The following is a 12,740-nucleotide window of genomic DNA, read 5'->3' as shown; positions in this document are numbered from 1 at the left end:
TTTGCAGCTGTTACCTGGTACCGCCGATCGTGGCGAGAGGCCGGATCAGAGCGACGGCGGGCTCTGGAAGCGCGCCGTCACATCCACGCTGGTCTTTACGGTGATCGTGCACACCGGGTTCGTCCCGAAGCTGGCGCACGCGCCGCCCCAGCCCGCGAAGGGGAAGCCGACCGACGGATCGATGGTGAAGGTCATCGTCGAGTTGGGCACCACTTCGACCGAGCAGCGGCCGCTCGTCCCCGTGCTCGTGATCGTGCAGCGATTGTTCTCCGAGCCGAAGATCACCTGACCCGATCCACCCGCGCCCTCGGCGCGCTGCACGCGCACCACCGTGGGAATCGTGCGGAAGACGCCGCTCAGCGTGACGTCATCGGCCAGGAGCGAGCAGGACGACGTGCCGGAGCACGGACCACTCCACCCGCCGAACGCACTGCCCGAGGCGGGCGAGGGGCTGAACTGGACCGGCGTACCGGCGGTCACCGTCGTGGAGCACGACCGGTTCCCCTGACCATCCGCCAGCGTGCAGGTGAAGCCATCGGTGCCATTCACCGTGCCGGCGCCGCTGCCCGAGAGCACGAGCCACATGGTGGCCGGCCGCGTCGTGAACGCCGCGCTGATGCTACGCGGCTGATTCATGACGAGGTCGCAGCTCGTCAGTCCGGCGCACAGCGTCGTGAAGCCCGTGAAGCGGAGGTATTGCCCCGGGTTGCCCGTCACGCGCAGCGTGGAGCCGGGTGCCGCGAGAATCGTGCAGGTGACCGGCGATCCCGTGCTGGCGCACGCCTGGCCATTGCTCGTGGTCACCGATCCGCCGCTCGGCCCCGACAGCGTGATCGTGAGCGGCACGCCGAGCTGACGGAACGTGGCCGTGACTTCGCTGAGCTGCGCGAGCGTCACGGTGCACGCCGCCGAACCCGAGCAGGCGCCACTCCAGCCGATGAACTCACTGCCCGAGGCGGGCACCGGCGTGAGCGTGATGCTGTTGCCGATGAGCACCGACGTCGTGCACGCCCCTTCGGTGTTGCCCGCCAGCACCGAGCAGGCGATACCCGCCGGCTGCGAGCTCACGGTGCCGAAGCCGCTGCCGGCTCCGCGCACGATCAGCGCGGCGCTGCCCACAAAGCGCGGCGACGTGGCGCGCGCGCGGTCCATCGTGAGCGTGCACGTCGCGCCGCTCGCGCTGGCGCAGTCGCCCTGCCATCCCTGGAACGCGCTACCGCCGGTGGCGGCGGCGGTGAGCTGCACCGTGGCGCCCTCGGCGAACGCCGCCGCACACGGCCCCGACGCACTCGCGCCGAAGATGGTGCAGCTGATCGTGCCATCGCTCGCGACCACGGTGCCGCTCCCTGAGCTGGCACCGCTCACCGTGAGCGTCTGCCGCGCCCGGAAGCCCACCGACACGCGCCGGGCCGCCGTGGGGACCACCGTGCACGTAGCCCCCTGGATGGCGCTGCAATCACCCGTGAACGTCGCGAAGTCGGAACCCGACCCCGCACTCGCGGCGAGCTGCACATTCGCATCGGCCGGGAAGCGCACCGCGCAGACGCCCGTCGTCTGCGTGCCGGTGATGAGGCAATCGATCCCCGACGGCGACGACAGCACGCGCCCCTGACCCGACGCACCCGTCGAGGCCACGGTGACGAGCTGCGACGGCACCGTCACCACCGTAGCCGTGCCGACATCACGCCCGGCGACGCTCGCGGTGATCTGTGTACCACCCACCGCCACACCCGTGACGACACCGGCGCTGTTCACCGTGGCGATCGCGGGATTCGCGCTCGACCACGTGACCGTGCGACCGGTCAGCGTCTGCCCGTTGGCATCGATGACCTGCACGCTCAGCGCCGCCGACGCGCCCGCCTCGAGGCGGAGCGCCCCCTGCTGCGTGTTCGCGGGTGGCAGCACCACGCGCACGTCGCTCACCTGCGCGAGTGCGACCGGCTGGCTCACGGTGGACGTCTGCCCCGGCTTCACGCTGACGTTCGACAGCACCTGCTGGTCCACCCGCAGGCCGTTGAGCAGAAACTCGAGCGTGAGCTGCACGTTGCACTCGTCGGCCGCGGGGGCGGCGCCACCAGTGCCGGCTCGCGCGCCGTCCGCGAGGCACGTGGCGACATCCACCGCGACCGGCACCGCCTGCGTGCTCTGATCGAGGGTGAACTGCTGCGCACCGCCGAGCGGCACCACCGTGCCGTTCTGACGCACGTACCCCACCGTGATGCGCACGGCCGCGGGACCCGCGGAGGCGTCGGTGCGGGGCACGAGTGCGCGCACGGCGAGTGCCGCCGGACGTGCATCGGTGACGGCACTGGGCCCGTCGGTCGCGCACGCGGCGAACAGCGCCAGCGCGGCGAGGGGCAGTGAAGTGCGACGCAGTGCGCCGAGGGAGAACAGCGAAGGTTGCATGGCTCAGAATCGCGTCAGCAGGACGAGTCCCGCTGAGGCGCCGCTGAAGGGAATGGACGAGGCGTTGAGCGCGCGAGGCTGCGCGAACCCGCTTCGACCACGAACGTACGGCTGAATGGAGTAACGGCCGGCCTGCACCACCAGGCCGAGGGTGGCGCCGGCGCTCGTACTGCGCGCCGTGGCGAGCCCCTGATTGATCGCGAGGCCACTGTGGTGCCGCGCGTCGGTGGTCACGAGCAGATCCAGCGTGCGCGACATCGGGAAGCGCGTGCGGATGCCCAGATCGAGATAATTGCCGTTGGAGCCATCGACGGCGCGGCCATCGCGCTCGAAGCGCTCGCGGAACCGGTTCGAGGTCCAGAGCACGAACTCGCGTGCGCGCGCCACGGCGAGGTGGAGCTGCAGATCGGTGGTGATGACCGGACCGAGGCGGACCGAGGACACGGCCGGCGTACTCACGCTCTTGTCGGTGAGCACGTCTTCCTGGAAGAGATCGGCGGCGGCACTAGCCACGAAGCGATGCTTGCCGAGCAAGCGATCATAGCCCACCGACATGCGCGCCACGTTGCCCGGGCGGAAGTCGGCGCTCGGCGCACCCGCCACCAGCGCGGCCACCGGCTGATACGTGCCACGGAACTCGTACGACACGCCGAGCGCCAGCGCGCCACCGCCGAGTTGACGAGCGCCCACGATGCCCAGCGTGCCGCTCGGCCCCGTACCGACGGGCGGACTGCCCAGCCCCAGCGCCGGCGCACTCGCCGTCTGCAGCACGAGGAAGTCGGTGCCGTCGAGCTTGGTGGCCCCGGTCGGCAGATTCGCGCCGATGGTGAGCACGAGCGCGTCGTTGAGCAGACGCCCCGTGACACGCGTGCGCACATCGCTCATCCCCGAGAGGGTGGCGCTGCGTGCGTTGGTGCCGGCCAGCGAGCGATAGTCGAGCGTGAGATTCGAATACAGCGTCTGCACATCGAGCGTCCACTGCGGGGTGAACGCCATGGACAGCGATACGGGAATGCCGACCTGCGTCACCTGCCGCGTGCGCACCGAGTCGGCGCCGAAGACGCCGGGCTGCGTGAAGCCGCCCTTGCCGAACGACGCGACATCGAGCGTGGCGCCAATGGCGGCCACGCTCGAGGCAATGAGCCGATCCTGCGCCGTCAGCACCGTGGCTGGCGACGCGATACCAGCCAGCAGGCCGGCCAGTTGCAGCGAACGACGCATCACGGGCGCGAGATCGTGATGACGATGGTGGCCTGCGTCCCCGGGAAGGCCGGGTCCGCCGACGTGGAGACGGCGCGACTCACGTTGGTGACGAGATCGAGCGGGCGATTGAGACGATCGACGGTCGTGGAGATGGCCGCATCGAGTGCGCGCACACCCGGTACGCCGACGGGCGCCGCGGTACCCGTCGCGCCGACCGAGCGCGCATCGAGCTCGCGGGTGCGCGCGCCGGAGAAGCTCGGATCGAGTCGATACGCATCACGGAACGCCTGCGCGGCGCCGCGATAATCACCGTCGTAGGTCTTCTGCACGCCGCGCCCGTAGGCGAGCAGCGCGCTCAGGTTGCGCGTCGGCTGCTGCTGCAGCGCGGCCTGCTCCTTGGGGGTGAGCGTCACGCCCATCTGCTCGAAGAGGCGCAGCACGAGCGCCTTTTCCGCGGCAAAGATCTCCACCAGCGGCGCCTGCGCATCAACCGCCGTCGTGACCGCGCCGGTGCTGACTTCTCCGATGCGCGCGCCGAGACGGATGTTGCGTCCATCGCCCATGGCATCGACCGAGCCGAAGATCAGCCGTTCGGCACTCACGAGTCGCCCGACGCGCGGCGCCGACGCCGAGTCGACGCGGCCACTCGCGCTGAGATCGAGTTCGCGCAGCACTTCGCCGAGGCGCGCGCGCTCCACGATGTTCACGCGGGCACTGCGCGAGAGGTCGGTCGCCACGAGATCGGCGAGCGCATACGCGAGCGGCACGAGCGTGGTGTCGCGCCCGGTGGTGGCGAACGGCGGTACGCCAACGGCGCCGCGTCGAATCGTGCCCCGCGCTTCACTGCCAAGCTGACGCGCCGCGGCGGCGTCGACCGGAGCCGGAGCGGCAGCCGTCGAGGCCGTGCCGCGGGCACAGGCGCTGAGCAGCGAGAGCGCCGCAGTGACCGTCAGCAGCGACGTCGCGAGGACGGGCCGTGACGCGTGCCGGGAGAATTGAGACATGGGGGCGATTTGACTGGAGCGTGACAAGAGCTACAAAAGCAGACCTCAGGTCCACATGAGAATGTGCCTTCTATAGTCTAGAGGGTCAAGCAAAATAAAGTGCACCGAACTCAGCCATTGGGTGCATTGTCGGGATGTGTGAACCGCATGTCATTTCAACACCGGCAAATCGCTTGCTCGCCCACACGTCAGGCTGTCGATGGGCATGTGGCTTGCCCACGTGGTCTGTGAGCCTCATACCGGAGAACCCATGGGAGTCCCCCCGTTACCCGCGATGCCGCGTGGTTCGGCCACCGTCCGCCGCACGGCGCTGGCGCTGCTGCTGACCGCCTGTGCCACCAATCCGGTGACCGGACGGCGCGAGCTGTCGCTCGTGTCGGAGTCGCAGGAGGTGCAGATGGGGCGCGAGGCTTCCCAGAACGACCTCAAGCGGGTCGGCGAAGTGCCGAGCCCCGAGGCCCTGGCCACCGTGCGGCGGATCGGGCAGGCGATGGCGGCCAAGTCCGAGCGGCCGAGTCTGCCGTGGGAGTTCCACGTCCTCGACGACGCGGCGGTGAATGCCTTTGCCTATCCCGGCGGCTTCATCTTCGTCACGCGCGGCCTGCTGACGCACATCAACAGCGAAGCGGAGCTCGCCGAGGTGGTGGGCCATGAGATCGGCCACGTCACCGCCAAGCACACCGTGGCGGCGATGAGCCAGCAGCAACTGGCACAGATCGGGCTCGTGGGCGCGAGCATCGTCTCCCCCACCGTGGCGAAGTACGGGGATCTGTTGGGGACCGGCGCGTCGCTCCTGTTCCTCAAGTTCGGTCGGGACGACGAGCTGCAGGCCGACGCGCTCGGGTTTCAGTACTCGCTCGCCCAAGGGTTCGATGTGCGCGAATCACCCAAGGTGTTCACGATGCTCGGCCGCCTCTCGTCGGGTGGCGGGCGCGTCCCCGAGTGGCAGAGTACGCACCCCGATCCCGGGAATCGCGTGCAACGCGCCGAGCAGCGACTCGCGCACACCACGCCGGCGCAGCTCGCGAACACGAAGGTAAACCGCGAGCCCTTTCTGCGTCTGCTGAACGGCATGATGTACGGGGAGAATCCGCGGAACGGCTTCTTCCGCGGGACGCGCTTTCTGCACCCGGATCTGCGCTTCGAGATCACCTTCCCCACCGGATGGAAGACGGCGAATCAGCCCGATGCCGTGATCGCGGTGAGTGCCGACAATGGCGCGCAGCTGCAACTGGTGCCGGGGCAGGGGACACCGGCGCAGGCGATACAGTCGTTCGTGAGTCAGCAGGGGATCACGGTGCGCCAGAGCGGCCAGGTGTCCATCAACGGCCTGCCGGCGGTGCAGGCGGCGTTCGATGCCCAAACGCCGCAGGGCCCCCTCAACGGGCTGGCCACGGCGCTCTCGTACAACGGCACCACGTATCTCATGCTCGGTCTCGTGGTGCCCCAAGTAGCGGCGCAGCACGGTCCGCTGCTGGACGCGGCCATGCGCTCCTTCAAGCCGCTCACCGATGCGACGGCGCTCGCGGTGCAGCCCATGCGGGTGAGCCTCGTGACGCTCGATCAGGCGATGACGGGGGCGCAGTACGTGCAGCGGTATCCGAGCGCCATTTCGGCCGACGAGGTGCTGCTGATCAACGGCATCGAGGCCACCACGGCGTTGCCGCGCGGCATGGTGTTGAAGCGCGTGAACCCGTAGTAGCTTCTCGGCATGACCGACGACCGCGCAACGCGAATCCTCGAAGATCTGCAGGACGCCGTGCAGCGGATGCACGTGCTCGCGCGTGAGCCGCGCGTCGTGGTGGCGACCGGCACGCGAGAGGGCGGGGCGCGACCGATGGCGTGGCAAGTGCTCTTCGAGCGGAGTCTCGGGCCCGGCGCGCCGGCGCTGGTGTATCGCGGGGCGGCGGCGACGCGCCTGCCGGCGGTGCTGATGGATGGGTATGACGCCGAGCCCACGCTCGAGGGCGGATGGGCCCAGCCGCGGCTGGGCGATGCGATGCGGACGGGCCCGGTGATTCAGGCCTTTCGCGCCGATCGCCTGCCCGACGACGTGGCGCGGGCGCTGGTCGGCGTGCTGGTCTTCGAGGAGGACGGCCTGTCACTCCCCGGCGTCCGAGCGCTGACGCAGGAATTGCGCGTCGGCTGATCCGCTCAGGGTGCCGCGCTGAGCCGCGGGCGGCACCGATCGTGCACCGATGTTGGGTCCACGGTTGTGCTCTCCCTTACCGGACGCTGTGCATGCCCATCGCTCTCCGTGAGTCCTTCGGCGCGTTCGCCGGTGGCGTCGAACATGCGTATGCGCTGGCCACGCTGGCCTGGGCCACTACCGCCGGCGCGACGGCCGAGGTACGGCTCGACGACGTGCGCCGCCGCCCGGATCTCGATCCGGAATCCCGATTGGTGGCGCTGCTGCAGACACTGCTGCGTGATGCCGGCTACACGTTGGAAGAGCTCCAGCGGGAAGGCTTTGCCGACACCGTCCTCGAGACGGCGCGCGCGCTCCGACGTCTGATCGTCTGACGCGCGCGCGCGCGGTGCTTGCTTGACCGCTCAGGGCGCGGGGGTACCTTCCGCGCCATGTCACTGCTGGGACTCTTTGATCGCGCCCTGCGGGGGCGCGCGGACGCGTCGGCGCTGTCGTTCGAGGCGGCCGATGGCCGCCTGACGCACGCCACCTTCGGCGACCTCGAGACACGGAGCAATCGGCTCGCGGCGGAGCTGCGCGCGCGCGGCATCGGTCGCGGCGATCGTGTGGCGTTCTATCTCACGAATCGCCCGGAGATCCTCGATCTCTGGCTCGCGGGCGTGAAGACCGGGGCGATCGTGGTGCCGATCAACGTGCTGTATCGGGAGCGCGAGATCGCGCACATCGTGCGGGATGCCGATCCGGTGGCGGTGATTACCACGGCCGCGCAGGCGCCGCTGCTGCCGGACGGGACGGCGTGGTGGGATGTCGAGGCGCTCCACGCTGCGGCCGAGGGGCGCGCGGGCACCGCCGCGGATCGCCGCGATGCGGTGGTCACCGGCGCCGATACCCCGATGGCGCTGGTGTATACCTCGGGCACGACCGGCGCGTCGAAGGGCGCGGTGCTCACGCATGGCAACTTTGCGGCGAACGGCCTCGCGCTGGTGCAGCAGTGGGAGTTCACCGCGGCCGATCGCTATCTCGCCACCCTGCCGCTCTTTCACGTCCATGGGCTGGGCAATGGCGTGCACGCGTGGCTGCTCAGTGGCTGTCACCTGTATCTGGTGGAGCGCTTCGAGCACGAGAAGGCGCCGCAGTGGTTCGCCGACTACAAGCCCACCGTGTTCTTTGGCGTGCCCACGATGTACGTACGGCTGCTGGAGCTGCCCGCTGAGCAGCAGCGGGCGATCGGCGAGGGGGTGCGGCTCTTCGTGTCGGGGAGTGCCCCGCTGCCGGCGCCGGTGCTGGAGCAGTTCCGCGACCGCTTCGGGCACGTGATTCTCGAGCGCTACGGCATGACCGAAACCCTCATGAACGTGAGCAACCCGTATCATGGGGAGCGGCGCGCGGGCACGGTGGGGCTGCCGTTGCCGCTCACGCGCGTGCGCATCGTGAACGATGCCGGTGACGACGTGCCCGATGGCACGAGCGGTGAACTGCTGGTGCAGGGGCCGAATGTGTGCGCCGGCTACTGGCGTCGCCCCGAGGCCACGGCCGCCGCGTGGCAGGATGGATGGTTCCGCACCGGCGATGTGGGGGTGCGTGCGGCCGACGGGTATATCACGCTCGAAGGGCGTCGCAGTGACCTGATCATTTCGGGGGGCTTCAACATCTATCCGCGCGAGATCGAAGAACTGCTCGCCGAGCTGCCCGGGATTCGCGAGGCGGCGGTGGTTGGCGTGAAGGACGCGCGTCGCGGCGAAGTGCCGGTGGCGTACGTCGTGTGCGGCGACGACGTCGATCTGGGAGCGCTCGAGGGCCAGGTGCGGGCGCAGCTGGCGAGCTTCAAGGTGCCGCGCGGCTTTGTACGTGTGGACGCGCTGCCGCGGACCGCGCTGGGCAAGGTGCAACGGCACCTGCTGCCGCCCTACACTCCCACCTGAGGCCCCGCGCATGAGGCCGGCTGAACTGTCGCTGATCGCCCTGCTCATCGTGATCGGCGCGAGCCTTACCTCGCGCCTCAACGTGGGCGTGCTGGCGGTGGCGCTGGCGTGGCCCATCGCGGTGTTCGGCGCCGGGTGGAAGGTGGAGCAGGTGATGACGGCGTTTCCGAGCTCGCTCTTCCTCACGCTCGTGGGCGTGACGCTGCTCTTCGGCGTGGCGCAGGGGAATGGCACGATGGACGCCATCACGCACGCCGGCGTGCGCGCGCTGCACGGGCGATCGGGGCTGCTGCCGCTGCTGCTCTTTGTGCTGGCGTGTGCGATCTCCACGATGGGCCCCGGCGCGATCGCCACCGTGGCGCTGCTGGCGCCGATCGCGATGGGGCTCGCGCACGAAGCGGAGGTCCCGCCGCTGCTCACCGCGCTCATGATCGGCAATGGCGCGAATGCGGGGAATCTCTCGCCGATCAGCGCGATCGGCGTGCTGGTGGCGGGGCTGATGGAGAAGGCGGGGCTCGGTGGGCACCCGTGGGCGGTGTGGGGGGCCAACTTCGCCGCGCATGCGCTCGCCGCGATGATCGCCTGGGCGCTCTTCGGTGGCCCGCGTTTGCTCACGGCGCATCGCCACGCGCATGAACCGCGACCGGTGCACTTCACCCGTACGCACGGCCTCACGGTGGCCGTCGGGGTGCTGTGGATGCTCGGCGTGGTGTTCTACAAGCTCAATCCCGGCCTGCTCGCCTTTGGTGCCGCGTCGGTGCTGGTGCTCGCCGGCTTCGGCGACGACAACGGCATGATCAAGCAGGTGCCCTGGGCCGTGCTCGTCATGGTGTGCGGCGTGTCCGTCCTGGTGGGTGTGCTCGAGAAGACGGGTGGCATGGATCTCTTCAGCACGCTGCTTGCCAAGCTCGCCACGCCCGGCACGGTGAATGGGGCGATCGCCGGCGTCACCGGCCTGCTGTCGACGTACAGCTCGACGTCGGGGGTGGTGTATCCGGCCTTCCTGCCGGCGGTACCCGGGCTCGTGGCCAAGCTTGGTGGCGGGAATCCGCTCGAGATCGCGCTCAGCATCAACGTCGGCGCGGCGGTGGTGGATGTGTCGCCGCTCTCGACGATCGGCTCGCTGTGCATCGCGGCGGTGCCGGCGGGGACGGATACCAAGCGCCTGTTCCGTCAGCTGCTGTTGTGGGGCTTTTCGATGACGGTGCTGGGGGCGCTGTTCTGTCAGTTCTTGATTCGATTCTTCGCGGCGGGATGACGCGGTAAACGCAGTGGGGTGGAAGGGATCGCACCGCGTTGTCGTGGGTTAGCTTCCGCGCATGGCCGTCCCGCCGCCGGATTCCTTGCCCGCTCGCCACGACAGGCGTGATGCGCGCCTGTCCCGCTGGCGGTTGCAGCGCCCGGTGCGGGCGTGGGCGGCGGCGCGGGTCCTCGATCATGGCGTGCACGATCCGGCGTTCCGCACGCTGATTCAGCAGATCGACGACGCGCCGCTGCATGTGGCGCCGCCGGTGCGCCTGCTCTCCGATGGCGCCGAGGCGTTTGCGCGCATGCATGAGGCGATGGCGGCCGCGCGCGAGGAGATTCTGCTGGAGACGTACATCCTGCGCGACGATCGCCTCGGTGCGGCGGTGCAGGTGGCGCTCGCGTCGGCAGCGCAGCGTGGCGTGCGCGTCTGTGTGCTCGCCGATGCGGTGGGCTCAATCGCGACCGCCGATCGCTTCTGGAGCCTGCTCGAAAAGAGCGGCGTGCAGGTGCGCCACTTTCACCGGGTCTGGCACCATCCCTTCGAAGCGCTGCGTCGCGATCATCGCAAGCTGCTGGTGATCGATCGCACCATCGCGTTCACCGGCGGGATGAACATCGGCGAGGAGTACGGCTCGAGCATTCGCCAGCATCACGACGCGTGGCGCGACACGTTCGTGGAAGTGCATGGGTCGGTGGCGCGCGAACTGGCGGCGGTCTTCGCCGAAGGCTGGGATCGCGCGCGGGGCCCGGCGCTCCCCGGTCTCGCGTATGTGAGCTGGAGCGAAGGGATCGTGCGCCCGCCGGGGGCTCGACCATTCGGCGCCCGCGCGCTGCAGACGATCGTGAAGCGCACGCTGGCCAAGCGCCGGCGCGGGCGACGGGTCCGTCGCGTGCCCGATGCGACGCTCGCGCCCGCTGACGGTGAGACGATGGCGTTCGTGATCGACTCGCGCCCCGGCCGGGGGGAACGCGAAACGCTGTCGGTGCTCGCGGCGCTGGTTGGGGCCGCCCGCGAACGGCTCTGGATCACGACGCCGTATTTCGCACCCCCGACCCAGGCGCTCCGGCTGCTGGTGCTGGCGGCGCAGCGCGGGGTGGATGTGCGGTTGCTGCTCCCCAGCGAACGGACGGACGTGCCCCTGGTGCGCCATGCGGCGCATGGGGCCTATGCGATGCTGCTCCGGGCTGGCGTACAGATCTTCGAGTACCAGCGGGCCACGCTGCACGCCAAGACGCTGGTGGTGGACGGCTATGCGTCGCTGATCGGGTCGTCGAATCTCGACTTCCGGTCGCTGTGGCTCAACGCGGAGTGCAACGTGTTGCTGCTGGATAGTGCCTGCGGCGCCGCCATGGAGCGCACTTTTCTGGATGACTTATCTGATAGTGTCGCGATAACGTCGCAAAAATGGTCTGAAAGAACGCTGGGTCACCGGATCCTGGATCGGGTCGCGCGTGGGCTCCGCTGGGCCTTGTAATAGATGGTCCTACCAGTATTGGACCGCGATCTCCGGACGGTGGAATTCGGAGTTGTGCATGTGAATTGAAGGGATTCCCACATGGACGTGCGGGATTCCCTGACGGTTCGGTCGCGTCTCCCCGATAGAGGGGTCATCCCCAAAGTGCGACCCTCTAATTCGTGTGGCGTGATGCCCCACTTCGGGTCCGTCGTGCAGGCCCTGTCCCGCTCGCCTGATTGACCCGGCATCACGACCGGAGGGTTTCGCAGGATGTCCGCCATCGCCAACATGTCTTTGCCGGCCACGAGTGCCGCCCCAGCGATCGGCGGCGGTCCGATTCTCATTGCATGCGACGGCGCGGTCGCATCCAGCGAGGCCCTCCTCACGGCGGGGCGCCTGGCGGCACACGCGTTGGGGGGGGCGCCGGAGATCATCGGCGTCTGTGAGCCGATGCCGGGGATCGCGGCGGGCATAGATGTGCTGCCGGTACCGGCCGAGATCGACGAGTCCCGCCGCAAGGCGCTGTACGACGATCTCCAGCGCTCGCTCTCCATTGCCGCCGCCGGCGATCTGTCGTGGCCGATCCATATCGCGATGGGATCGCCCCCGCGCACCCTTGCGTACGAGGCCGAACAGCGCGGGGCCGCGATGCTCGTGATGGGCATTGGTCGGCACAATCCGCTCGATCGCCTCTTTGGCACCGAGACCACGCTGGCCACGCTCCGGGAGTCGCACGTCCCGGTGCTCGCCGTGCCGCCGCACTTCAGCACGCCGTCGCATGCGGTGGTGGGGCTCGACTTCAGTTCGGCGAGTGTCATGGCCGCGCATCTCGCGCTGCGTCTGCTCTCACCGGGGGGCAAGCTGAGTCTCGTGCATGTGCGTCCGCGCTTCGAGCACCCGTCGGCGGATTGGCAGGCGTGGGACGCGGAGTACGGCCGCACGTTACCCCCGCTCTTCGATCAGCTCGTGCATCAGCTCGAGGTGCCCGCCGGGATCACCGTGGAGACGGTCGCCGTGCGCGGCGATCCGGCGCCGGCGCTGCTCGCCTTCGCGCAGCAGTCGAACGCCGAGCTGGTCGCCGTGGGGACGCAGCGCCACAGCTTCCTGGAGCGCCTGGTGGTGGGGAGCGTTGCGACGCGCGTGCTGCGGACGGCGCGGTGCGGGGTGTTGGCGGTGCCTACTCCGTAACTGCGAACGGCGTATACGTACCACGTATACGTGGTTCGTATACGTGGTTTGGAGTTGCCCCGAAAAAGTGGACGCGTGTCGGATCGATACTACGCGGCCATCGGCTGTTGCGCTTCGTACTCGGCGGGGCTGACGTAGCCGAGCGTGGAGTGCCGCCGTCGGC

General features: G+C 69.3%; 10 protein-coding genes. 7 read left to right on the top strand and 3 right to left on the bottom strand.

The window, feature by feature from the left end; translation table 11 throughout:
* Positions 1 to 45: 45 nt before the first annotated feature.
* The 3 genes from K2R93_09885 to K2R93_09875 are packed head-to-tail and all read right to left on the bottom strand — an operon-like array spanning position 46 to position 4,613.
* Entirely contained in the window at positions 46 to 2,406 is a 2,361-nt protein-coding gene (locus K2R93_09885; GenBank protein ID MBY0490137.1) for an Ig-like domain-containing protein, read from the bottom strand.
* Between the two features lie 3 nt (positions 2,407 to 2,409).
* Complete coding sequence (locus K2R93_09880; GenBank protein MBY0490136.1) at positions 2,410 to 3,630, bottom strand: hypothetical protein; 1,221 nt, start codon at positions 3,628 to 3,630, stop codon at positions 2,410 to 2,412.
* Positions 3,627 to 4,613, bottom strand: a complete 987-nt coding sequence (locus tag K2R93_09875; protein MBY0490135.1) for a CsgG/HfaB family protein — start codon at positions 4,611 to 4,613, stop codon at positions 3,627 to 3,629. Before K2R93_09875 ends, K2R93_09880 begins: the two co-directional genes overlap by 4 nt.
* A 274-nt stretch (positions 4,614 to 4,887) precedes the next feature.
* Here K2R93_09875 and K2R93_09870 point away from each other — a divergent pair, with 274 nt between their 5' ends.
* The 7 genes from K2R93_09870 (at position 4,888) to K2R93_09840 (ending at position 12,577) form a co-directional block, all read left to right on the top strand.
* On the top strand, positions 4,888 to 6,312 hold the full coding sequence (locus K2R93_09870; protein MBY0490134.1) for a M48 family metalloprotease: 1,425 nt from the start codon (positions 4,888 to 4,890) through the stop codon (positions 6,310 to 6,312).
* 12 nt (positions 6,313 to 6,324) lie between these two features.
* Positions 6,325 to 6,762 (top strand): hypothetical protein, encoded by a 438-nt coding sequence (locus K2R93_09865; protein MBY0490133.1) that lies wholly within the window; start codon positions 6,325 to 6,327, stop codon positions 6,760 to 6,762.
* A 92-nt stretch (positions 6,763 to 6,854) separates the two neighbouring features.
* On the top strand, positions 6,855 to 7,136 hold the full coding sequence (locus K2R93_09860) for a hypothetical protein (GenBank protein ID MBY0490132.1): 282 nt from the start codon (positions 6,855 to 6,857) through the stop codon (positions 7,134 to 7,136).
* Between the two features lie 57 nt (positions 7,137 to 7,193).
* The gene (locus tag K2R93_09855) at positions 7,194 to 8,684 is read left to right on the top strand and encodes an AMP-binding protein (protein MBY0490131.1); all 1,491 of its coding nucleotides are present in this window, start codon (positions 7,194 to 7,196) and stop codon (positions 8,682 to 8,684) included.
* Positions 8,685 to 8,694: 10 nt separating this feature from the next.
* On the top strand, positions 8,695 to 9,942 hold the full coding sequence (locus K2R93_09850; GenBank protein MBY0490130.1) for a hypothetical protein: 1,248 nt from the start codon (positions 8,695 to 8,697) through the stop codon (positions 9,940 to 9,942).
* A 61-nt stretch (positions 9,943 to 10,003) separates the two neighbouring features.
* Positions 10,004 to 11,407, top strand: coding sequence for a hypothetical protein (locus tag K2R93_09845; GenBank protein ID MBY0490129.1), 1,404 nt, complete (start codon positions 10,004 to 10,006; stop codon positions 11,405 to 11,407).
* Positions 11,408 to 11,659: 252 nt separating this feature from the next.
* Positions 11,660 to 12,577 carry a universal stress protein gene (locus K2R93_09840; protein MBY0490128.1) on the top strand — a complete coding sequence of 306 codons (918 nt, stop codon included), beginning with the start codon at positions 11,660 to 11,662 and terminating at the stop codon, positions 12,575 to 12,577.
* The last annotated feature ends 163 nt before the right edge of the window (positions 12,578 to 12,740 follow it).

It is taken from the genome of Gemmatimonadaceae bacterium (assembly GCA_019752115.1).
Lineage (GTDB): Bacteria > Gemmatimonadota > Gemmatimonadetes > Gemmatimonadales > Gemmatimonadaceae > Gemmatimonas.
This window is presented reverse-complemented; position numbering and strand designations above follow the sequence as displayed.

Bases quoted from the DNA above. Each gene is read 5' to 3' on its own strand.
- K2R93_09885 (MBY0490137.1), bottom strand. From the start codon at position 2,406: ATGCAACCTTCGCTGTTCTCCCTCGGCGCACTGCGTCGCACTTCACTG.
- K2R93_09875 (MBY0490135.1), bottom strand. From the start codon at position 4,613: ATGTCTCAATTCTCCCGGCACGCGTCACGGCCCGTCCTCGCGACGTCG.
- K2R93_09870 (MBY0490134.1), top strand. From the start codon at position 4,888: ATGCCGCGTGGTTCGGCCACCGTCCGCCGCACGGCGCTGGCGCTGCTG.
- K2R93_09865 (MBY0490133.1), top strand. From the start codon at position 6,325: ATGACCGACGACCGCGCAACGCGAATCCTCGAAGATCTGCAGGACGCC.
- K2R93_09860 (MBY0490132.1), top strand. From the start codon at position 6,855: ATGCCCATCGCTCTCCGTGAGTCCTTCGGCGCGTTCGCCGGTGGCGTC.
- K2R93_09855 (MBY0490131.1), top strand. From the start codon at position 7,194: ATGTCACTGCTGGGACTCTTTGATCGCGCCCTGCGGGGGCGCGCGGAC.
- K2R93_09850 (MBY0490130.1), top strand. From the start codon at position 8,695: ATGAGGCCGGCTGAACTGTCGCTGATCGCCCTGCTCATCGTGATCGGC.
- K2R93_09845 (MBY0490129.1), top strand. From the start codon at position 10,004: ATGGCCGTCCCGCCGCCGGATTCCTTGCCCGCTCGCCACGACAGGCGT.
- K2R93_09840 (MBY0490128.1), top strand. From the start codon at position 11,660: ATGTCCGCCATCGCCAACATGTCTTTGCCGGCCACGAGTGCCGCCCCA.